Origin of the sequence: Amycolatopsis sp. WAC 01375, assembly GCF_003947325.1 — a bacterium.
In the GTDB taxonomy this organism is placed as follows: Bacteria; Actinomycetota; Actinomycetes; order Mycobacteriales; family Pseudonocardiaceae; genus Amycolatopsis.
The window spans coordinates 1-20,515 of record NZ_QHHW01000043.1 but is presented as its reverse complement, the minus strand read 5'-3'; the positions used below and the strand labels follow the sequence as shown (position 1 = coordinate 20,515).

The window sequence follows — 20,515 nt, the reverse complement described above, 5'->3', positions numbered from 1 at the left end:
ATGGCTGGGGACGAACGTTCGATCACGGGGCTGCCCTTGATCGGCGGCCGTCGCAACCTTCGCGACGAGGTCATCGAAACCCTTCGCGGTGCCGTGATCTCGGGGGAGATGCGTCCCGGTGTCGTCTACTCCGCGCCCACGCTGGCCGAACGGTTCGGCGTGTCCGCGACACCGGTGCGCGAGGCGATGCTCGACCTCGTCAAGGAAGGTCTCATGGAAACCATGCGTAACAAGGGTTTCCGTGTCACTGAGCCCACCGAACACGAACTCGACGACGTCACCGAGCTGCGTGCCCTGATCGAAGTCCCCACCGTGCGCCGCATCGCCGAGGCGGGGGGCGACGCAGACGCGCTCAAGCGACTTCGTGAACTCGCGGCCGGGATCGAGCGGGCTTCCGTCGACCACGACCTCATCGATCACGTCAGGTTCGACATGGAGTTCCATCTCGCGCTGCTCGGCCTGGCCGGTAACGAACACCTCGTTGAAATCGTCCGGTCGCTGCGTGCCCGATCACGGATCTACGGTCTCAAGGTCCTGGCCGAACGCGGGCAACTCGTTTCCTCGGCGCGCGAACACGCGGAACTCGTCGACCTCATCGAGGCTCGAGACGCCGATGGCGCCGAGGCGCTCATGCGGCGTCATATCGGGCATGTCCGCGGTATCTGGGCGGCCGAGCCGTAACCATCGGAATCGACAGCGTCCGACTCTGCACCGTCTCGGGTCCACACAGGACGATTCAGCGCGGACCCGAGGCCATGACGCGGGCGTCGTCGAGGACCAGCGGTCGCCACTCGGCGGCGCCGGTTCGGCCGTGCCCTGGGTCGACACCGGTGAACACACGCCCTCCGACCCGCACCCGAACATGGCGGGCGTGCCAATCGACCGCCGCACGTTGCCGGACCCGTCCGGCACACCGCCAGATTCGGTCGGCGAACCGCACGACCGTGGAGTGCCCGTGGATCTGGCCGAAGGGGACGACGCCGCGATAGCCCATCCAGGGTTCGTGCAGCGCCGCACCCGATTCGGCCCACAAGGGACCGGCCCCTTCACCCCTCTCCCAGATCAAGTCCGGGCGGTCGTTGAGCAACTCCGCGGCCTCGGTCGCCGAGGTCGGTTCTCCCAAGCGTTGCCAAGCGGCGAGCGTCAAACCCGCGTGCGTGACCAATAGTTCTTCGCCCTCGGCGGTGCGTACAGCCTCGGCCACTCGCAGTCGTCCATCGGCCCACCAATCTCGTAGGCGGGTCACGTCGTCGTCCGCGAGAGGCTCGCGCCAGAAGACGTTTTCACCGGGCAGGTATTGCGTCTCGTGGTTTCCGGCGAGCTGGATCCAATGCCGCTCGTGCAGCAGATCCGCCACGATGTCGAGCACCCCCGCGCTGTCCGGGCCGCGATCGACGAGGTCGCCGACCTGGATCACGGTGAGATCGGGCGGAAGTCCTTCTTCGGTGGCGCCGAGCCAGGTCAAGGCTCGGCGCAGCTGATCCGGATGCCCGCCGACATCGCCGATGATGGCGACCTTTCCCATGCCCACCCCCAAGACAGCCGTCAGAAACCAGCGTACGGACTCTTAGGGCGGTCTCGTTTGCGATGATCGGCTGGAACGGGAACACCCTCGTCTCCACGACGTCGTTCGTGGAGACGAGGGTGAGATCCTGTCCATGGCGGTCGATGTCGGCTTGTGTGCCGGAGTGAAATTGACGCCTCACTATGCCGTGGGCTTCGACGGTCTGGTCGAGTCATTCGCCGGGATGGCGAGCGGGTATACGAGTCCCTCGAGCACGACCTCCGGTTCCAACGTTCCGTGAAGGGGTCCTTCATGTACTTCAAGCAGGCAAAGGTGGGCCTCGCTCGGGAGGGTCGCCTGCTCCAGCGTGGCGCTCGCGAGCTTTCTGTCGTGAGACGAGGGCGCCGCAGGTTGCGAGTAGGTGCCTGAGCAAGGGCCGCCAGACCACGCTTCCTTGGCCCAGTGTTGTTCGCTGGGCATGGCGAGGGGCCCGTCGCCGGTGTGGCTGGCGGGCTCCTCGGGTCAGACGTGGTGGAGGGTGTTGCGCCGGGGTTTCTGTAGCGGATCTCGGTATTGGGGTGGGATGAACTCCGGTAACCCATCGCCCGCCATCCGGACTTCCCAATCACCGTGATGGATCAGCCGGTGATGAAAACCGCACAGCAACACCAGATTCCGGAGATCCGTCGGACCTCCGTCTGCCCAGTGATGAATGTGGTGAGCGTGGCAGTTCTTCGGCCGCCGATGACACCCAGGGAACGCGCAGCCCCCATCACGGATGTTCAACGCACGCCGCTGGCCGGGAGTGACGAACCGTCGCAACCGCCCCACATCCAGCGGTTCACCAGCGGCACTCATCACGACCGGCAACATCAAACAGTCGCAGGCCGCCAACCGGGCCTCGCGAGCCGTCATGGTCCCGACAAAGTCCAAGCAGGCGGTGCCGAGGCCGGATTTGAGTGCGTCGAGTCCGATGGCGACATGCAGCAGGGTGCGGTAGCCGCTGGTCCCGGGCTGGTCGGGGCAGGCGATCGCCAGGTCGAGGATGTCGACCCACGCATCACCCATGCGTTCGCATTTCATCCGGAGATCGGCTTGGCCGAACTCGTCCACCGGCCGCGGCGCCGCATACGCCTCCAAAGCCGCCGCGGTGCGAGCACCGGTCTCGTCATCGAGAAGACCAGTCAGCTTCCAGAACCCGTCCTTGCGGCGCTCCAGCGTGATCTCCCGGCGCGGCTCAGTAGGTTCGGGGTCTTTCGGTTCGTTACCGTCGGGGTCGAGCCAGGCGAGCAGGTTCTGCTCGGCGTCGGCGAGCTGGCGAGGTCCGGCGTCGCGGGCGAGGTTGGCGAGGATCTTCTCCGCACTCACCCGATCCTCAACTGAAGTATCGGCTGGGAGCTTCTTCAGGATCTCCAGGATCTGGTCGATCCGCTCGTCCCCGACCAGCCCCTCGGCGGCGACAGCGGCGGTGGCGGGCGCGACAGCAGGAACTTCGGTGCCGTCCAAAGCACGCGTGGGGTTCAGGGCGATGGCCCGGTTCACCACCGCACGCGCCTCACCGACCGACAATCCCGCTATATCGGCGAACCAGTTCGCCGTGCGGCCATACCCGTATAAGTCTTTGACGCCACGAGACTCGATCTCCGCCAAGAATTGCCCCAGTCCGGCGGTGGCCATCCTGATCACCTGCAACGACTGCTGCACGCCGTGGGCAAGCTCCAGCTTGCCAGCGCGCCACAGTTCCTGCGGTAACTCGGGAAGGAAGGGCTCGGACACCCCTCAAGAATACCGCAAAACAATCGAACAGGCGTTCGTAATTTTAAGCAACAATGAAATCGAACGAACAACACTGAAGGGTGATTATGTAGCGAGCCTTTTTCATCCTGGTAGTGGGGTGGGTGTGTTGGGGCTGTGAACGTGGCGAAGCTCCCGGTAGATGGATCGTCGACCAAGGTCAACCCAGGAGCCACCAGGAGCTTCGCGTGCTGTTCTATCCCTCGGCGATCGACTTGTCCACCACCACGCTGCGGTATGTCGTCAAGGTCATCCGTGATCACCTGAAGCGGATCGGATCGCCCTGGCGGCGGCTGAAGCCGCATCAGCAGGCGTTGCTGGTGCTGGCGCAGCTGCGCAACGGTGACACCTACGCCCGGCTCGCGGCAGGGTTCGGTATCGGCGTGGCCACCGCGTTCCGGTATGTCCGCGAAACCACCGAACTGCTCGCTGCCTCTGCACCCACGCTGACCAGTGCGTTATGGCAACTCGCGTGGAGCCACAACAACTACGGCATCCTCGACGGCACGGTGATCCGGATCGACCGGATCGCCGCGAACAAGCCCTACTACTCCGGCAAACACCGCTACCACGGCATCAACCTGCAAGGCTTAACCGATCCCTACGGGCGGCTGCTGTGGATCTCAGAAGGGCTACCCGGCGTCATCAACGACACCGCCGCCGCCCGCCACCACGCAATTCCCGACCTCGCCGGCCATCACCACATCACCGAGGACGTGCTCACCCCCTACAAAGGACGCAAACACCTACCCCAGCACTACCTCGACGCCAACACCGAACACTCCCGCATCCGCTGCCGCGGCGAACGCGGCTTCGCCACCCTCAAAAACTGGGCCGTCCTCCACCGCGCCCGCTGCAGCACCGACCGCGTCACCACCCTCGCCAAAGCCATCCTCACCCTCGAACACCAAGGAAGAAAAAGGCTCAGCGAAACAGTGATTACTCGAAGGCAAGTAGGAACCGCGAGCCCAGACATCGCCGAATCGTCAGTGAGCGTCCTCCCGGTGGCGGCTGTAAGGCTTGGCGTCGAGAAGCGTGACGCCCACGGCCCCGCCGCTGGGAACGCGATACTCCCGCCGGTCGCCCGGCTTCGCGCCGTGCAGTGCGCGGCCGAGCGGGGAATCGGGGGAGTAGACCTCGAGAGCGCCGTGTCCTGCCTCGTCGCGAGTGCCGAGCAGGAAGGTTTCGGTGTCGCCGTCGTCGTACTCGACTGTGAGCACCATGCCGGGCTCGGCGACGCCGTCGTCGGGAGGGTCTTGTCCGACGACGGCGCCGCGCAGCATGTCCTCGATCTGCCGGATCCGTGCCTGCCGGTGGAGGAGGTGCTCGATCTCGTCGTCGGTGCCGGGGCGCCGCAACGTCGCGAGCTCGCGCACCAGGCGTGCGTGCGCTTCCGGGGTGAGCCATGGGCCTGACGAGACGATGGTCATGAGGATGATCGCCTTTCGATCGTTACGTCTGTGAGGGCCGGGCGCGGAAAGGACCCGGCCCCCACAGACCTTCGGTGAGTCCCGCGTCGGTCAGCGGGTCTCTGGCTTGTCGTGCCGCCGCTGGAAGGCTCCCGCGTCGGTGGCGAACCCGATCGCGGCCTTCAGCAGAAGGTCCTTCTCGGTGCGCAGCAGGGCGTTCTCGGCGCGGAGCCGGTCCACTTCGGACTGTTCGGCCGGTGGGGTCTCGTTGTCTGGAAGCATCGTCATCCGAAATCAGCGAAGGGGATCGAAGGGGCGCAGGGCCTCGGGCTGCTTCCCAGTGGCGATGTGCTCGGCCAGGAGGCGTCCGGTGATCGGGCCGTGGGTCAGTCCCCACATCCCGTGCCCGCCCGCGACATAGAGGCCGGGTGTGCTCGTCGCGCCGATCACGTGCCGCCCGTCGGTGGTGACCGGGCGGGAGCCGACCCATTCGTCGGTGCGCCGGTCCCAGTCCAGGCCGGTGAGGAACGGTCGCGCCGAGGCGATGATCGCGTCGATCCGGGCGGGATCCAGTGGTGCGTCCGGTTTCCGGAACTCCATCGTCCCGGCCACGCGGAGGCCGCCCCGGTATGGCGTGCACGCCACGCGGATGTCGGGCAGGTAAAGCGGCCCGGGCACGGGACGGTCGGTCGGCACGGTGAAGGAGTAGCCGCGTCCGGCGCGCACGGGGACCTTGACTCCCCACTTCCGCCCCAGGTCACCCAGCCAGGCCCCGGTCGCCAGCACGACCGCGTTGGCGTTCACCGTCTGGCCCGTCTTGGAGCGCACGCTCAGCGCGTGGCGGTGTGCGCGCAGGGACGCGACTTCGAACCGGTGACGGATCGTGCCACCCCTGCCGACCACCGCTCGTGCCAGCGACTCGACGAATCGGCCCGGGTCCACGTAGCGCTGCCCGTCGATCCGGACACCGGCGCCGAGCCTCGCCGTGGCCTGGGGGAATCGCTCGGCGAGGTCGGCCGCGGTGAGCCGGGTGTAGGAGATGTCCTGTCCGGTCTCGCCGATGTGCCGCAGTTCGGTGATCAGCCCCGCGGCCTGGTCGGCGGTCTCGAACGCCGCGGTGATCGGCGCTTCGATGGTCGGCGCGTCCACCCCGTTCGCGGTGAGGACGTCGAAGGCCTCGAGGCATTCCTCGTTCAGTGGTGAGTTCGCCTCGACAGCGCGAGTCCACGAGCGCCCGGTGCAGTTCGCGGCGAAGCGGGCGAGGAACGACCAAAGCCGAGGATCGGGGGACGGCGGAACGTGCAGTGGTGCTTGCCGGTCGAGCAGCGTCCGCAGCCCGTAGCGCAGGACGCCGGGTTCGTTGAGGGGGATCGAGAGCCCGGGGGAGAGCCAGCCGGCGTTGCCCCACGACGCGCCCGCCGCGATTCCTTCGCGGTCCAGCACCGTGACGCCGACGCCGCGTTCCTGCAGGAACCACGCGGTCGACAGGCCGACCACGCCGGCGCCGATCACGATCGCCGAACGCGGGACGCCGTCGATCCGGTCGAGATCGCCCATGAATTCCTCCGCTGCACGAGTGGTGCTGTCGCGGTCAGGATGGCTCGGAACCGGAACGCGGCGATTGTCCGGATCCGACAAACAGGGCGGGCGGCTTTGGCCGGAACGGTCAAGTGCCAGGTTCGGACACGGCCAGCTCGATGATCATCGCCAGCCGTTTCGCGGGCTGGTCGAGCTGCAGTTCGGTCACCTCGGCCATCTTCCGCAGCCGGTAGCGGATCGTGTTGGGGTGCACGTCGAGCCGCTCGGCGGCTTCGGCGAGGTCTCCCTGCGCCTCGAGCCAGGCGCGCAGCGTCGCGACGTAATTGGTGGCGTTCGCGCTGTCGTGCCGTCGCAACTCGGTGATCGGGCCGCGGGCCGGTGCACGGCCGGACGCGGCGGCGGCTCGCAGCCGTTGCACCAGGATGTCGTCCCAGGCCTCGTCGTAGGCGATCGCGGACTTCGTGCCGGGCCGGACGTCGTGCAAGGCGAGACATTCGTCGGCTTCCCGCCTGCTCGCAGGCAGTTCCACGGACGTTGCACCGGCTCCGATCCCGGCCAGCATCGTCACCTGGCGGGGCAGTGCCTCGCGGATCGAACCGACCCACGCTCTGGCCGCCTCGACGTCGTCCCCTGGCAGGAGCGTGTAGACGGTGTTGCTGAACAAAGTGCTGCGCCCAGGCCGTGACCAGCCGAAACCGGTGGTCGCCCGCTCGAACGCGAGCAGGAGCGCGGCGTGGCGTTCGTCGCCGATGTGGGCCTGGAGTGCGATCACGCGGAATCGGCCGGGCGGCAGGCCGAGCCTGCTGAGCACGGCTGCCGCGTCCGGCGTGCCCTCCACCAGCCGGATCACCAGATCGGACTCGACCTGCCGTTCCAGGTCCGCGCTCGCCCGGGAGCGCAGCAGATGCAGGCCGACCGTGCGCGAGCTGTCCCGCAGGACCGCACGCCGGGTTTCGATCAGCGGCCGGTCGCATTCCACCCAGATCGAGCCCAGCGCCTCCCGGCCCGCGCGGACCGCGACGACCATGCGCCCGGTCAGCCCGTGCTCGGGATCGGCTTCGACGAAGAGTGGCTCGTCGGACTCGGCGAGATGCCGGAACACGCCGCGCCGCTCGAACAGCTCGCGGACCGGTTCCGGGACCTTCCTTCCCAGGATCGTCTCCAGCCGCGCCCGGTCGGCCTGGTGCTGGCGGCTGGAGTAGGCCAAGACCCGGGAGAGCCGGTCTTCGATGGTCACCGCGCTGCCGAGCGCGTCGGCGAGGCTGTCGGCCAGCGCGAACAGGTCGGTCGGCCCGCGGCCGGACTCGGTCTCGCGACCTTCCAGCACCAGCCCGTAGACCACGCCGGCGAGCTGGCCCCAGGACACGTCCGGCTCCACCAGCAGCACCGCGACACCGCCGCGCTCTGCCCGCTCGGCCGCCTCCGGGTCCGGCGGCGCCGATCCGCGGACCAGGACGACCGACGCCTGTGCCGCGGCGGCGAGGTCCACGGCCGTCGTGACGGAATCCGTGCCGACGGCGAGGTACACGTCCCCGCGCAGGTCGCGGGGGTCGGCGGCATCGTGCATCACCACGTCGCGCAAGGCCGCCTCGCGCGATACCGGGCAGCACCACAACCGCGCCCCGTATCCACCGAGGACGTTCACGAGCCGATCCAGCGTCACCATGACCGCGACCTTGCCACCAAATGGTGCCGACCACCGGGCGCTCACCCGTTGACTGTGAGTTTAAGAACCTTTTACACTGCGATCGTTAGGAAACTTACTTAACTAATGTCAGGACGACTCCGGCCGACACGACGCCGCCCACCGCCGGTACTCGCCGACTCCGCAACGTCGAGGAGTTCGCATGAAACGGAGAACACCCCTGGCCGGTGTCGCGGTGGCGACCATGGTCCTGCTGGGGCAGACGCTGATCTCTTCCGGTACCGCCGCGCAGGCGGAATCCCTGCTGTCCGCCGGCAAACCGACCACGACCTCGTCGGTCGAGGGCCCTGATTTCGCCGGCGGCAACGCCGTCGACGGCAACGCCACGACCCGGTGGGCGAGCGAGGAGATGGTGGATCCGCAATGGATCGCCGTCGACCTCGGTGGTACCGCGACCATCACCAAGGTCAAACTGAACTGGGAAGCCGCGTACGCCAAGACCTACAAGATCCAGGGCTCGGCCGACGGCAAGACCTGGACGGACATCAAGTCGATCGTCGGCGGTGACGGCGCCATCGACGAACACCTCGGCCTCAACGCCTCCGCGCGTCACATCCGCGTCCACGGGACGGCTCGCGGCACGACCTACGGCTATTCGTTGTGGGAACTCGAAATCTACGGCGACCGCGTCGGCGGCGGCGACACGCAGGCACCGACGGCGCCGACCGGCCTCGCCGCGACGGCCACCACCACCGACAGCGTCACCCTCGGCTGGACAGCGTCCACCGACAACGTCGGGGTGACCGAGTACGAGGTGCTCCGCGATGGGAACGTCGTCGGGACCACGGCGACGACCACCTACACCGACAGCGGGCTGGCGTCCGGAGCGGAATTCGGCTACTCCGTGCGGGCACGGGACGCGGCGGGCAACGTCTCCGCGGCGAGTGCGGCGATCAGGGCGGCGACCAAACCCGGCGGCACCGGGCCCATCACCATCGCGCTCGCGGGAGACATCGCCAACCCGGAGCTCTTCTCGACGCATCAGGCGACCGCGAACCAGGTCGCGAAGATGAACCCGCAGTACGTGCTGACCGTTGGCGACAACCAGTACCACAAGGGCACCATTTCCGAGTACCGCGCGCACTACGACAAGACGTGGGGCAGGTTCAAGAGCATCACCAAGCCCACGACGGGCAACCACGAGTGGGAGGACAGTCTCAAGGGGTACAAGGAGTACTTCGGCGCGATCGGGTACCCGCAGGGCCTGCCGTACTACAGCTACGACATCGGTGACTTCCATTTCGTTGCGATGGACTCGAATCCCATCTACAGCGGGGGCGGTTCCGAGCAGGTGACGTGGCTGCGCAACGACCTGGCGAGGAACACGAAGTCGTGCGTCATCGGGTACTGGCATCACCCGCGTTTCAACTCGGGGAATTACGGTGACAAGAAGCAGATGGCGCCCCTGTGGAACGAGCTGGCCAGTGCGAAGGCGGACGTGGTGTTCGCCGGGCACGACCATCACTACGAGCGGACCAAGCCGCTGGATGTGAACGGGCACGTCGACGAGGCCAATGGCGTGCGGTCGGTCATCGCCGGTATCGGCGGCGACTACCTCTACACCGACTACAAGGCGCGTGAAGGGGTGGAAAAAATCTTCGCCAAGCACGGCGTGATGAAGCTGGTGCTGAACGGGAAGTCCTACTCCTGGGAGATCTACGACACGAACGGGAATGTGCTCGACAAGGCGGGTCCGTACACCTGCCGCTGACGGCCGGGGTCCGGTGCCGTACGCGGCGCCGGACCCGGGTGTGTTTGTCCACGAAGACGTAGGTCCATCCAGGAGTACAGGTGAATCGAATGGTGAAGCCGGGCACCGCCGCGATCGCGGCGATCGTCCTGCTCGCTCAACCCGTGACCGCTTCCAGCGCCACGGCCGGACCGGTGGAATCCCTGCTGTCGGTCAACAAACGGACCACGACCTCCACCGTCGAAAACGAGAGCTTCAGTGGTGCTCTCGCCGTCGACGGTGATTCGACGACCCGCTGGGCGAGTCTGGAGGGGGATCCACAGTGGATCGCGGTCGACCTCGGCGGCCCCGCGGACATCAGCCGGATCAAGGTCTTCTGGGAATCGGCCCACGCGAAGGATTACCAGGTCCAGGCGTCCGACGACGGCCAGAACTGGCGGGACGTGAAAACCGTCGTGGGCAGCGACGGCGGCCTCGACGAGTTCACCGGCCTGAACACTTCCGCGCGGCACATCCGGATCTTCGGCACGGCACGGGCGACCGTTTACGGATACTCGCTGTGGGAGCTGGAGGTCTACGGCGTCCGGACGGGCGACGGCGACATTCAGCCGCCGTCGGTGCCGACCGGGCTCCGGCAGGCGTCGTCCACCACCGAGAGCATCACGCTCGGCTGGACCGCGTCCACCGACAACGTAGGGGTCACGGAGTACGAAGTCCTGCGCAACGGCAACGTCATCGGCCGGACCGCGACGACGTCCTACACCGACACGTCGCTGGCGTCGGGCTTCGACTTCCAGTACGCGGTGCGGGCACGGGACGCGGCCGGGAACCTGTCCGGGGCGACCGTGCCGGTGAAGGCGGCCACTCGGCCGTCGGCGTCCGACGGCATCGTCATCGCGCTCGCCGGCGACATCGCCAAGCCGGAGCTGCCGTCCGAGCATCAGCGGACGGCGGAGCTGGTGAGCAGGATCAAGCCCCGATACGTGCTGACGGTCGGCGACAACCAATACGTCGACGGCACCATCGAAGAGTTCCGGAACTACTACGACAAGACGTGGGGAAAGTTCAAGAGGATCACCAAACCCACGCCGGGCAACCACGAGTGGAACAACGAGCTGGCGGGGTACAAACAGTACTTCGGCAAGATCGCGACACCCAAGGGAAAGCCGTACTACAGTTTCGACGTCGGAGCCTTCCATTTCGTCGCGCTCGATTCGGACCCGGTGTACAACGGCGGTGGCGCCGAGCAGGTGGCGTGGCTGCGCAAGGACCTCGCGAAGACCAAGAAGTCCTGCATCGCCGGGTATTGGCACCATCCGCGCTTCAATTCGGGGAATTCCGGAGACGCGAAGAGCATCGCGCCACTGTGGAACGAGCTGGCCATGGCAAAGGCGGATGTCGTGTTCGCCGGGCACGATCACCATTACGAGCGGACCAAGCCGCTGGATGTGAACGGGCACGTCGACGAGGCCAACGGCGTGCGCTCGGTCATCGCCGGCATCGGCGGCGACAGTCTTTACCTCGATTACAAGGCCCGTGAAGGCGTCGAGAAGATCCTGGGCAAGCACGGAGTGATGAAGCTGGTACTCAAAGGAAAGACCTATTCCTGGGAGATCATCGGCACCAACGGGGAACTGCTCGACAAGGCGGGCCCGTTCCGCTGCCGGTGACGGGGAAAGGAGACCGGGTGAAGCTCCCGATGAAGTTCGTCGTGGCGCTGGCGGGTGTCGCCGCCCTCGCCGCCGCCTCGGTGGTGTACGTCGTGCAGGCCAAGGCGAACAGCCCTGAACGGCGGACGGCCGACGCGACGGTCGCGGTGGATTCCGCACGGCCGGTCGTACTGGGGGAGACGGGGCGGCTGCTGTTCCGCAACGGCGCGGCGGGGCCCGGCTACGGGAACGTCGCCTCGGTCCCCGTCTCCGATCCCGGGGGCCCGCGCCGGGTCAGTTCGCTGAGTTGCGAACGGTTCTACACCGCGGCGGACGGTGGCCTGTGCCTGGCGAAGGAACCCACGCCCATGCCCGGCGCGGTCGCCAGGTTCGTCGACACCGCGCTCGGCGAGGTCAAGCGGGTCGACGTCCCCGGCATCCCCAACCGCGCGAAGCTCTCGCCCGCCGGCCGGATGGGGAGCTGGACCACCTTCGTCACCGGTGACTCGTACTCGACGCCCGGCACCTTCTCGACACGTACGGCCATCATGGATCGCGAACGGAACGAGCTTTCGAGCAATATCGAGGGCATCCCGCTGCGGATCGGCGACGCGGTCCACCGCGGCGAGGACGTCAACTACTGGGGCGTCACGTTCGCCGCCGACCAGCGGACGTTCTACGCCACGGTCGCCACCGGCGGGCGGGCCTACCTGGTGCAGGGCGACAACGAGGCCTGGAACGCGCGCACGCTGCGGGAGAACGCGGAATGCCCGTCGCTGTCGCCGGACGGCACGAAGCTCGCGTTCAAGAAGCGGGTGGCGGACGGCGACGTCCGGCCATGGCGGGAACACGTGCTGGACCTGGCCACGATGCGGGAGACCCCGCTCGCGGAAACGCGCAGTGTGGACGATCAGGTGGTCTGGCTCGACAACGACACGATCGCCTACGGCCTGCCGCGCGAGAACGGGAAGGAAAGCGACATCTGGTCCGTGCCCGCCGACGGCGGCGGCGCGGCTCGCCTGCTGGTCCCCTTTGCCTCGTCGCCGTCGGTCACCACGGCTGCTCGCTGAGCCGGGTTCAGTCGCTGTCCGGGGCGAATCTGCCATCTTCCCGATACAGCCAGTACCGGCGCAGCATGCGCAGCACCACCGAAACCTGCAGTGCGGTGATCCCGGGTAAGGGCGCGAGGTCGCGGGTGAGGAAGTCGGCCATCTCGTCCTCGTTGCGGAATACTCCCTGGTGGATGACCGAAGCGGTGCCGGCGACGATCGACACGTATCGCGCCGACGGATGCCGCGCCAGTTCCGCGGCCACGGCCTGGATGGCGCCCGGGGTGATGGTCAGCGCGATGACCGCTTCCAGTTCGTAGCCGAGCTGTGCTGGTTCGACCTCGACCCGCGGCCGGACGATGCCCCGCCGCAGCGTCGACTGGATCAGCCGGTAGGCGGTGGACTGGCTGAGGTCGAGGATCCGGCCTGCTTCGGCCGCGGTGATCCGGCCGTTCCCGGCCAGCAGCCCGATGAGCCGCCGCTCGTCCGGGCCCACTTCGTCGGCGTCGAATCCGTCCGGCGTGCCTGGCACCACCTGTTCGCGGGCGAGGATCTCCTGCTGTTCTTCGCTCAGCCGGTGCAACCGCCAGGAGTCGGCCCTGGTCAGCGCCCGTAGCACCAGCTCCGAATGCGTCCCGGCCACACCGGCGACCCCGGGGATGCGCTCGGCGAGCAGTTCGCGCGCCTGAGCCCGGTCCGGGACGTGCACGGCCAGGTAGACGTCCGAACGGCCCGCCGTCTCCGCCGCGAGCTGGACCTCGGGAAACCGTGCGAGCGCCTTCGCCGCCGAACCGGACGCGCCCGGTTCGGTCGTGACCCAGACGTGCCGCGGGTTCCCGCGAGCCCTCGCCCTCCACTCGACCTGGCCGATCACCCGGAGGATCCGCTGTTCCTCGAGGCGGGTCAGCCGTCGCCCCACCGTGCTGGCCGAAACGTCGAGCGCCTCGGCGAGCGTGGCGACCGACGCGCGTGGGGCGACCTGAAGCGCCGCGATCAGATCGAGGTCGGGTTCGGTCAGCATGAGGTGAATGTATCAGTCACTGAGTGCGCTCATGTGACTGATCCGAGCGGTATCGCATTCAGGGTTGCACTATTCGGTCGCTTGAGTTTGTAATGGGCCTCCGATCGCGAAAGGAGCCGCGCCGGTGAGTTCCAGCCAGGCCAGAACCACCTCACGTCCGATGAATCTCCTGCTGCGCGCGCTCGACGGCGTCGAGCGGCTCGGCAACAAGCTGCCGCATCCGTTCTGGCTGTTCGTCCTCCTGAGCGGAGTGCTGGCGCTCGCCAGCTGGGGGCTCAGCGCGGCCGAAGTGTCGGCGGTGAACCCTGCGACGGGCAAGACCGTCGAGGCGAAGAACCTGTTGTCCGCCGACGGCGTGCGGATGATGGTGACCGACGCGGTCAAGAGCTACACGTCGTTCCCGCCGCTGGGCACGATCCTCGTGGTGATGCTCGGCGTGGCGGTCGCCGAGCGGTCCGGTCTGCTCGCGGCCGTGCTCCGGTCCGGTGTTTCGAAGGTGTCGCCGCGGTGGGTGACCTTCGCGCTGGCGTTCACCGGAATGGTGTCCCACGTCGCCTCCGACGCGGCCTACGTGGTGCTGATTCCGTTGGGAGCCTTGGCTTTCCGTGCGGTGGGGCGCAGCCCGATCCTGGGCATCGTGGTCGCGTTCGTGTCCATCTCCGCCGGTTACGACGCGAGTCCGCTGATCACGCCGACCGACGCCATCCTTTCCGGGCTGACCACGGCGGCGGCGCAGACGATCGATCCGGCTTACTCGGTCACCCCGCTGGCCAACTACTTCTTCTCGCTCGCCTCGTCGGTCGTGCTGGCCGCGGTGATCACGCTCGTGACCGAGAAGGTCCTCGCGCGACGCGCCGAGGCGATGCCCGTCGACGACGACGCGGAGGAAGACGATCTCGGCTCACTCAAGCTCAGCCGTGAGGAGCGGCGGGGCCTGCTCGCCGCGCTCATCGCGTTGGCGGTCTTCGTGGTCGCCTTGGTGCTGGCGGTGCTGCCCGCGTCGTCGCCGTTACGCGGCAAGGGCGGGAGCATCATCGAGTCGCCGCTGCTGACCTCCATCTCGATCTTCCTCGCGCTCGGCTTCCTGGCGGCGGGCTGGGCCTATGGCAAGGTCGCCGGGACGGTGACCAGCAGCCGCGACATCCCGGGGTTCATGGCGCACGGATTCCGCGAGATGGCGCCGATCCTGGTGCTGTTCTTCGCCATCTCCCAGTTCCTTGCCTACTTCAAATGGACCGGCATCGGGGAGATCACCGCGATCAACGGCGCCGGGCTGCTCAAAACCTCCGGCGTCTCCGGGCCGGTCATCATGCTGGGCATCCTCGTCGTGGTGACCCTGGTGAACCTGATCGTCACCAGCGGTTCCGCGCAATGGGCGCTGATCGGCCCGGTGTTCGTACCGATGCTGATGTTGCTGGACATCCCGCCGGAGACCACGCAGGCGCTGTACCGCATCGCGGATTCGTGCACTAACGCGATCACCCCGATGAGCCCGTACTTCGTGATGGCGCTGGGCTTCTTGCAGCGCTACCGCCGTTCGGCCGGTATCGGCACGCTCTTCTCGATGACCGTCCCGCTCGCGTTCTCTCTGCTGGTGGTGTGGACGTTGCTGTTCTTCGTGTTCTGGGTGTTCGGCATCCCGCTCGGCCCCGGTGCCCCCATTCGCTAGAAAGGATTCTCGTGTCACACACGGATTGGTCCCGGCAGGCGCTGCCCGGCATGCTCGACGATCTGCGGACGATCGTCGAGCTGGAGACCCACAGCTACGACAAGCCGATGCTGGACAAAGGACTCGACACCATCCGGTCCTGGGTCTTCGACCGCCTCGGCGCACCGGATACCGAGGCCCGGCACACCGACCTGGTCCGCGGCGACGTGCTCGAACTGAGCTATGCGGGTACGGCGCCGGGAACAGTGCTGCTCCTGAGCCACTACGACACGGTCTGGCCGACCGGCACGCTCGCCGAGTGGCCGTACGCCGACGAGGACGGCCGCATCTCCGGGCCGGGCGCTTTCGACATGAAACTCGGCCTGGTGCAGTCGGTCTGGGCCCTGCGAGGCCTCCGCGAACTCGGCCTTCCGCATCCGTCGGTGAAGTTCCTCTTCAACGGTGACGAGGAGATCGGCAGCCCCCACTCGCGGCCGTACATCGAAGCGGCGAGTGAAGGCGCGCTCGCCACGCTCGTCTTCGAGGCGTCGCTGGACGGCAAGCTGAAGACCGCGCGCAAGGGGGTCGGCCTGTTCGACGTGACCGTCACCGGCGTCGAGGCTCATGCGGGCCTGGACCCGTACGCGGGAGCGAGCGCGATCCACGCCCTCGCCGAGGTCGTCGGACGGCTCGTGTCCGCGGGTTCGCGCGAACACGGGACCACGGTCAACGTCGGCACCATTTCCGGTGGTACCGGTCGCAACGTCACCGCGGGCAACGCCGTCTGCGGCGTCGACGTCCGCGTCGCCGAACCGTCCGAAATGGACCGGATCGACGAGGTGTTCGCCGGACTGGCCGCCACCGATCCTCGGGTGACCGTCGCGGTCGAAGGGGAGTGGAATCGTCCGCCGATGACGCCGAACGACCCATCGCGGGCCCTGTTCGCGGCCGCGCGGAAGGTGGCCGCCGAAGCGGGCTGGGACCTGGACGAGACCGCCGTTGGCGGTGCGAGTGACGGTAACTTCGTGTCCGCGCTGGGCCGCCCGGTGCTCGACGGGCTCGGCGCCGTCGGAGGCGGCGCTCACGCGCGCTTCGAACACGTCCTCGCGACGCACATCCCGGAACGGACGGCGCTGGCGATCGGCCTGATCACGGCACTGGCCTGACCGCGCGGGTCGATTCGCACGTCGTGTGTGAGTCGCGGCCGGAGTGGGTACCCGGATGGGTTCGCGAGCAGGGACCACTACGGGAGCAGCGATGTCAACACCGGAATCCACAGTGGACAAGGGAGCCGTCGTCGTCGGCTATGACGGCTCCGAGCAAGCGCGGAAGGCCGTGCGCTGGGCCGCGGGGGAGGCCGCCGCCCGCGGCCGCGGACTGGTCGTCGTCCATGTCGTCGGGTTCCCGCCCATGGCCGAGGCGGTGCCGGGTGGCGGGGCGTGGCCCCGTCCGGGGTTCCTCGAAGCCGGTCAGGAAACGGCACGGCGCCACGCGGAAACGCTGCTCGGCGATGTCGCGCAGGAATGCCGCCGGACGTGGCCGGATCTGGCCGTCTCGACCCGGTTGCTGTCCGGCCGCGCCCCCGATGCGCTGGCCGACGCCGCGGCGAACGCGGAGCTGCTGGTCATCGGGTCATCCGGGCTCACCGCGCTGCCAAGGCTCCTGGTCGGGTCGACGGCCAACGAACTCCTGCACGACTGCCACCGGCCGATCGTGGTGGTGCGCGACAGCGACGAACCGTCGGCGGACGAAGAGAAAAAGGTCGTGGTGGGCGTCGATGGATCCGAGACCAGCGTCGAAGCCATCGGTTTCGCCTATGACTTCGCCGACCGGCACGAGTGCGTGCTGGTGGCCTTGCACGTCTGGTCCGACCTGCCACTCGAAGCGATGGCGGTCAACCCCACCGAGCACGACAGGGAGATCATCCAGGAACGCGGAAAGCCCCTGCTCGACGAATCGTTGGCAGGCTACCGGGACCGGTATCCGGACGTGCCCGTCCGTCGGGTGATCGCGATCGACCGGCCCGCCCATGCGCTTTCAGAGCAGGCCGAGGGGGCCATGCTGCTCGTCGTCGGCAGCCACGGACGCGGCCCGCTACGGCGTGCTCTTCTGGGATCGGTCAGCCGTGCCGTGGTGCACCACGCACCCTGCCCTGTCGCCGTGGTCCGTCACCACAAGGAACGGCATCCTGATGGTCGGTAAGTCTTACGCTTTGACGCGGCCGTAGCGCAGCCCCAGTTCGCCCGCGTAGTCCTCGACGACATATCGGTCGTTCCGTATGGCGGAGACGTAGAGATGTGGTCGAGTCGGTGGCGGGAGTGGGGGTCGCGGGGATTCGCTCGCGGCCGTGGGCACCCAGGTGTCGCGAAAGCCACTTTCGCGACGCATCTCGACCATGGGTTCAGCGAAGCCCCTCTTCGCTACCGAACCCCTGCCCCCGACGTTGCGAAAGCCACTTTCGCAACGTTGAACGTTGCGAAAGTGGCTTTCGCAACCCGCCACCTTTGCTTTACCCCTCAAGGCAAAGTCAGGCCGATGACCGGCCAGTCGACGAGCTCGGGCGAGGACTTGAGCTGGTGGCTGCCCACCGTACTCAAACGGCGTCTTTCAACCAGCGGTCCGCCCGTTGCCAGATGACTCGCGAATCGACGTCATCGGTGCTCCAGGTGGTCGCGCGGGTGGTACCGAGTTCGCGGTACTTACGCATGATCGCCACGTGGGCAGGCAGCCCGACGAAACCGCGCATACCTTCATGGTCACGCCACACCGAGACCGAGCCCAGCCGCCGGCGCAGCGGTTCGGCCCACAGCCACTGGCCGACCGCGCCGGGCAGCCGGGGCCACGCGCGGCTGAGCTGGTACCCCGCCCGGTAGGCGCCCGGCGTGCTCCGAAAGTCGTCGAGTGTCAACGCGGTGACGCTGACCAGCACCTCTCCGGCGAAGTCCGCGGCCTGACCGGGGATCCACTTGACTCTGATCATGCTCGCTCCTCGCGTTATCTCAGCCCAAAATAGCTGCGTCCTGCGTATGATACGCATGTGCGTATCATTGTGCGTCACCGGTTGGCGTGCGAATGAATTCAGCAGGAGCGGGTGAATGATCAAGTGCATGCTTCCCGGTGATAGCAACCCGGTGAGGCTGCCGGTCGCGTCGTCGCGTCGACAAAATCGGTCCGGACGGCGGGTTCTGGGCTCTACAAAAGCGACGGCGCGGCGGTCGGGCCCCCGGGCCGCGATCTGGTCGCAGAAACTGCTCGCCGACGGACGGACCCTGACCGGTCCGCGCGTCGAACTCCTGCGTGCCGGTCTCACCTCGGAAAAGGTGGTGGTCGATGCGCCGTCGGCGGTGAAGACACCGAGCCGGTACTTGCTGTTGTACTCCGCCGATACGAGAAGACCCCCGATCTCGAACCGGGAGGCGGTGTGTCGCCGGGTGACACACCGCCCGACTCGGCTCAGGCATCCGGGCTCTCGCATCCGCAGCCCATGCCGTCCAAAGCGATGCCTGTCGCCTGACTGGTGCTCATCGGCGTCCTCGTCGTGCTGGCGACCGGCTTCGTCATCGCGCTGGGCTGGGCTGACCTCAAGCTGGGCTGATCGGGCACGGAGTAGCCCAGATCGAGGTCAGTGCAAAGTACGGCCGAGGAAGTCTCGGATGAGGGTGGCGATTTCCGGGCCGTGTGTCTCCAGGGCGAAGTGTCCGGCGTCGAGAAGGTGCAATTCGGCGTCGGGCAGGTCGCGGAGGAAGGCTCGGGCACCGTCGGCACCGAAGATCTCGTCGTGCTCGCCCCAGGTGATGAGCGTCGGCGGGCGGTGCTCGCGGAAGTACTGCTGGACGGCCGGGTACACGTCGAGATTGAACTGGTAGTCCCAGAACAGCTGCAGTTGCACCTCCTTGTTGCCGGGGCGGTCGAGCAGGGCCTGGTCGAGGGTCCAGGTGTCGGGAGTGAGCCGGTTCAGCCGGTCGGCGGGGACGCCGTGGGTGTACTGCCAGCGGGTCGCCGCGGGCTCCAGGAGTTTGCGTACGGCCGCTTCGTGGGTTTCGCGGTCCTTGGCGTGCGCGAACAGTACATCCCAAAACGGGGTGAAGCCGTCGACGTAGGCGTTGCCGGATTGCACCAGCAGCGCGCTGACCCGCTCCGGTTGCCGGCTCGCGATGCGGAGCCCGATGGGCGCCCCGTAGTCCTGGATGTAAAGGGCGAAGCGGTCCAAGCCGAGTGCGTCGACGAGGCCGATCGTGATCGCGGTCAGGTTCTCGAACGAGTAGTCGAACCGGTCGACGGGCGGGGCGTCGGAGTGGCCGAACCCGATGTGGTCGGGGGCGATGACGTGGTAGCGGTCGGCCAGTGCGGGGATCAGCTTGCGGAACATTTGCGACGACGTGGGAAAACCGTGCAACAGCACCACGGTCGGCGCCGTGGGGTCGCCGGCTTCCCGGTAGAACACGCTGTGGCCGTCGACGGTCGCGGTGTGGTGGAACACCTCTCCGGATCTGGCAGGACGGGTGGCTTCGGACATGGAGGTACTCCTTGAGACTTGATCTAACCGGCTAAAGTCTTGAGAACGGTTAGAGACAAGCATGCGAGAACCTAACCTGTCAAGCGATCGACGAAGGGTAGGATGCCGGTGTGCTGCAACGTCCTCTGTCCGGCGAGCCCATCGCCTTGGATCTGCTGAACACCACGTGGCCCGATCGTGGTGTTCAGCAGGACGTCTTCGACGAACCCAGAGGGATCGGCGTCTGGCTGGCCGAGTGGGGTCTTCCGGATCAGCCGGGCGCGGAGGAACCGTTACGTCACACGCGTTCCGTCCTGCGCGAGCTGCTCGAAAGGCCCGGTGATCCCGCTGAACGCGCCCTGAACGCGGTGCTGGAGCGAGGGCGCTTGCGGCCGGAACTGCGACAGGGCGGCCCTGAAGAGGTGATCGAGGTCGGGGAGCCGTCCTGGCGCCCCGCGTGGCTCGCGGCCTACGGCTACTTGACTCTGCTGCGCGCGCGCCCGGAACGGATCAAGCGGTGTTCGGCGTATCCGGTGTGCACGCTGTACTTCGACGACACGACCCGTAACGGGACCAGGCGGTGGTGCTCCATGGAAACCTGCGGCAACCGGGCGAAAGCCGCTCGTCACTATCGCCGTGAACGTTCGACTTAGTGAGGAAAGGCAGAGGCGACGTGTCGGCTGCCGAAGGTCCGTGAAGGCCTGGTGGATTCACATGGTGGTTGCAACACGCATTGTTTGTTGGCCTGAGAGTAGTGCTTCGAGTGCTTCGGTGGGTGTGTGCCAGTTGAGGGTTTCGCGGGGTCGTCCGTTGAGTTCGGTGGCGATGTGTGCGAGGTCCTTGGCGGTGTGCTGGGTGAGGTCGGTGCTTTTGGGGAGGTATTGGCGGAGCAGGCCGTTGGTGTTCTCGTTGGTGCCGCGTTGCCAGGGTGCGTGGGGGTCGCAGAAGTAGATGTCGATCCCGGTGGCCAGGGTGGTTTTCTTGTGCTGGGCCATTTCTTTGCCCTGGTCCC

General features: G+C 67.2%; 18 protein-coding genes and 2 pseudogenes. 10 read left to right on the top strand and 10 right to left on the bottom strand.

The window, feature by feature from the left end:
- Entirely contained in the window at nt 1-681 is a 681-nt protein-coding gene (locus DL991_RS29395) for a GntR family transcriptional regulator (RefSeq protein WP_125787607.1), read from the top strand.
- Between the two features lie 55 nt (nt 682-736).
- On the opposite strand, the gene DL991_RS29390 is transcribed toward DL991_RS29395, so the two are convergent.
- Together DL991_RS29390 and DL991_RS29385 are read right to left on the bottom strand one after the other, a co-directional pair.
- Nucleotides 737-1,525, bottom strand: a complete 789-nt coding sequence (locus DL991_RS29390; RefSeq protein ID WP_125787606.1) for a metallophosphoesterase — start codon at nt 1,523-1,525, stop codon at nt 737-739.
- A gap of 501 nt (nt 1,526-2,026) precedes the next feature.
- Entirely contained in the window at nt 2,027-3,280 is a 1,254-nt protein-coding gene (locus DL991_RS29385) for an HNH endonuclease signature motif containing protein (RefSeq protein ID WP_125787605.1), read from the bottom strand.
- Between the two features lie 206 nt (nt 3,281-3,486).
- Here DL991_RS29385 and DL991_RS29380 point away from each other — a divergent pair.
- Nucleotides 3,487-4,206, top strand: a pseudogene (locus DL991_RS29380) (transposase family protein); the annotation flags it as partial.
- 78 nt (nt 4,207-4,284) lie between these two features.
- Here DL991_RS29380 and DL991_RS29375 read toward each other — a convergent pair.
- The 4 genes from DL991_RS29375 to DL991_RS29365 form a co-directional block, all read right to left on the bottom strand.
- Nucleotides 4,285-4,728, bottom strand: coding sequence for a GreA/GreB family elongation factor (locus tag DL991_RS29375; RefSeq protein ID WP_125787698.1), 444 nt, complete (start codon nt 4,726-4,728; stop codon nt 4,285-4,287).
- A 90-nt stretch (nt 4,729-4,818) separates the two neighbouring features.
- Entirely contained in the window at nt 4,819-4,995 is a 177-nt protein-coding gene (locus tag DL991_RS43045) for a hypothetical protein (RefSeq protein ID WP_199749100.1), read from the bottom strand.
- Nucleotides 4,996-5,001: 6 nt separating this feature from the next.
- A complete protein-coding gene (locus DL991_RS29370; protein WP_125787604.1) occupies nt 5,002-6,264 on the bottom strand; it encodes an FAD-binding oxidoreductase in 1,263 nt (420 codons plus the stop codon).
- Between the two features lie 109 nt (nt 6,265-6,373).
- Complete coding sequence (locus DL991_RS29365; protein ID WP_125787603.1) at nt 6,374-7,912, bottom strand: CdaR family transcriptional regulator; 1,539 nt, start codon at nt 7,910-7,912, stop codon at nt 6,374-6,376.
- A 181-nt stretch (nt 7,913-8,093) separates the two neighbouring features.
- Here DL991_RS29365 and DL991_RS29360 point away from each other — a divergent pair, with 181 nt between their 5' ends.
- The 3 genes from DL991_RS29360 (at nt 8,094) to DL991_RS29350 (ending at nt 12,360) form a co-directional block, all read left to right on the top strand.
- The gene (locus tag DL991_RS29360; protein WP_125787602.1) at nt 8,094-9,662 is read left to right on the top strand and encodes a discoidin domain-containing protein; all 1,569 of its coding nucleotides are present in this window, start codon (nt 8,094-8,096) and stop codon (nt 9,660-9,662) included.
- A gap of 89 nt (nt 9,663-9,751) precedes the next feature.
- Nucleotides 9,752-11,311 carry a discoidin domain-containing protein gene (locus DL991_RS29355; protein ID WP_125787601.1) on the top strand — a complete coding sequence of 520 codons (1,560 nt, stop codon included), beginning with the start codon at nt 9,752-9,754 and terminating at the stop codon, nt 11,309-11,311.
- A gap of 17 nt (nt 11,312-11,328) precedes the next feature.
- A complete protein-coding gene (locus tag DL991_RS29350) occupies nt 11,329-12,360 on the top strand; it encodes a hypothetical protein (protein ID WP_125787600.1) in 1,032 nt (343 codons plus the stop codon).
- Nucleotides 12,361-12,367: 7 nt separating this feature from the next.
- On the opposite strand, the gene DL991_RS29345 is transcribed toward DL991_RS29350, so the two are convergent.
- Entirely contained in the window at nt 12,368-13,360 is a 993-nt protein-coding gene (locus DL991_RS29345; protein WP_125787599.1) for an Lrp/AsnC family transcriptional regulator, read from the bottom strand.
- A gap of 160 nt (nt 13,361-13,520) precedes the next feature.
- Here DL991_RS29345 and DL991_RS29340 point away from each other — a divergent pair, with 160 nt between their 5' ends.
- The 3 genes from DL991_RS29340 to DL991_RS29330 all read left to right on the top strand — a co-directional run bounded on the left by DL991_RS29340 (nt 13,521) and on the right by DL991_RS29330 (nt 17,210).
- The gene (locus tag DL991_RS29340; protein ID WP_125787697.1) at nt 13,521-15,029 is read left to right on the top strand and encodes an AbgT family transporter; all 1,509 of its coding nucleotides are present in this window, start codon (nt 13,521-13,523) and stop codon (nt 15,027-15,029) included.
- Between the two features lie 50 nt (nt 15,030-15,079).
- Nucleotides 15,080-16,174 (top strand): M20 family metallopeptidase, encoded by a 1,095-nt coding sequence (locus tag DL991_RS29335; protein ID WP_125787696.1) that lies wholly within the window; start codon nt 15,080-15,082, stop codon nt 16,172-16,174.
- A gap of 91 nt (nt 16,175-16,265) precedes the next feature.
- Nucleotides 16,266-17,210, top strand: coding sequence for a universal stress protein (locus tag DL991_RS29330; RefSeq protein WP_125787598.1), 945 nt, complete (start codon nt 16,266-16,268; stop codon nt 17,208-17,210).
- 391 nt (nt 17,211-17,601) lie between these two features.
- Here the strand turns inward: DL991_RS29330 and DL991_RS29325 are convergent, their stop codons facing one another.
- A complete protein-coding gene (locus DL991_RS29325; protein WP_125787597.1) occupies nt 17,602-17,988 on the bottom strand; it encodes a hypothetical protein in 387 nt (128 codons plus the stop codon).
- Between the two features lie 441 nt (nt 17,989-18,429).
- Between DL991_RS29325 and DL991_RS44065 the strand changes: the two are divergent.
- Nucleotides 18,430-18,603, top strand: a pseudogene (locus DL991_RS44065) (DUF6480 family protein).
- A gap of 27 nt (nt 18,604-18,630) precedes the next feature.
- On the opposite strand, the gene DL991_RS29315 reads toward DL991_RS44065, so the two are convergent.
- Nucleotides 18,631-19,524: an alpha/beta fold hydrolase gene (locus DL991_RS29315; protein ID WP_125787596.1), complete on the bottom strand. Its 894-nt coding sequence runs from the start codon at nt 19,522-19,524 to the stop codon at nt 18,631-18,633.
- A 110-nt stretch (nt 19,525-19,634) separates the two neighbouring features.
- On the opposite strand from DL991_RS29315, the gene DL991_RS29310 reads away from it, so the two are divergent.
- Nucleotides 19,635-20,156 (top strand): CGNR zinc finger domain-containing protein, encoded by a 522-nt coding sequence (locus DL991_RS29310; RefSeq protein WP_125787595.1) that lies wholly within the window; start codon nt 19,635-19,637, stop codon nt 20,154-20,156.
- A 57-nt stretch (nt 20,157-20,213) separates the two neighbouring features.
- On the opposite strand, the gene DL991_RS29305 is transcribed toward DL991_RS29310, so the two are convergent.
- Nucleotides 20,214-20,515, bottom strand: a 302-nt coding sequence (locus DL991_RS29305) for an IS30 family transposase (protein ID WP_125787594.1), incomplete at its 5' end; no start/stop codon positions are given.

Excerpts from the sequence above, each read along its gene's own strand:
- DL991_RS29395 (WP_125787607.1), top strand. The coding sequence starts at position 1 with ATGGCTGGGGACGAACGTTCGATCACGGGGCTGCCCTTGATCGGCGGC.
- DL991_RS29390 (WP_125787606.1), bottom strand. The coding sequence starts at position 1,525 with ATGGGAAAGGTCGCCATCATCGGCGATGTCGGCGGGCATCCGGATCAG.
- DL991_RS29375 (WP_125787698.1), bottom strand. The coding sequence starts at position 4,728 with ATGACCATCGTCTCGTCAGGCCCATGGCTCACCCCGGAAGCGCACGCA.
- DL991_RS43045 (WP_199749100.1), bottom strand. The coding sequence starts at position 4,995 with ATGACGATGCTTCCAGACAACGAGACCCCACCGGCCGAACAGTCCGAA.
- DL991_RS29370 (WP_125787604.1), bottom strand. The coding sequence starts at position 6,264 with ATGGGCGATCTCGACCGGATCGACGGCGTCCCGCGTTCGGCGATCGTG.
- DL991_RS29365 (WP_125787603.1), bottom strand. The coding sequence starts at position 7,912 with ATGGTGACGCTGGATCGGCTCGTGAACGTCCTCGGTGGATACGGGGCG.
- DL991_RS29360 (WP_125787602.1), top strand. The coding sequence starts at position 8,094 with ATGAAACGGAGAACACCCCTGGCCGGTGTCGCGGTGGCGACCATGGTC.
- DL991_RS29355 (WP_125787601.1), top strand. The coding sequence starts at position 9,752 with ATGGTGAAGCCGGGCACCGCCGCGATCGCGGCGATCGTCCTGCTCGCT.
- DL991_RS29345 (WP_125787599.1), bottom strand. The coding sequence starts at position 13,360 with ATGCTGACCGAACCCGACCTCGATCTGATCGCGGCGCTTCAGGTCGCC.
- DL991_RS29340 (WP_125787697.1), top strand. The coding sequence starts at position 13,521 with ATGAATCTCCTGCTGCGCGCGCTCGACGGCGTCGAGCGGCTCGGCAAC.
- DL991_RS29335 (WP_125787696.1), top strand. The coding sequence starts at position 15,080 with ATGCTCGACGATCTGCGGACGATCGTCGAGCTGGAGACCCACAGCTAC.
- DL991_RS29330 (WP_125787598.1), top strand. The coding sequence starts at position 16,266 with ATGTCAACACCGGAATCCACAGTGGACAAGGGAGCCGTCGTCGTCGGC.
- DL991_RS29325 (WP_125787597.1), bottom strand. The coding sequence starts at position 17,988 with ATGATCAGAGTCAAGTGGATCCCCGGTCAGGCCGCGGACTTCGCCGGA.
- DL991_RS29315 (WP_125787596.1), bottom strand. The coding sequence starts at position 19,524 with ATGTCCGAAGCCACCCGTCCTGCCAGATCCGGAGAGGTGTTCCACCAC.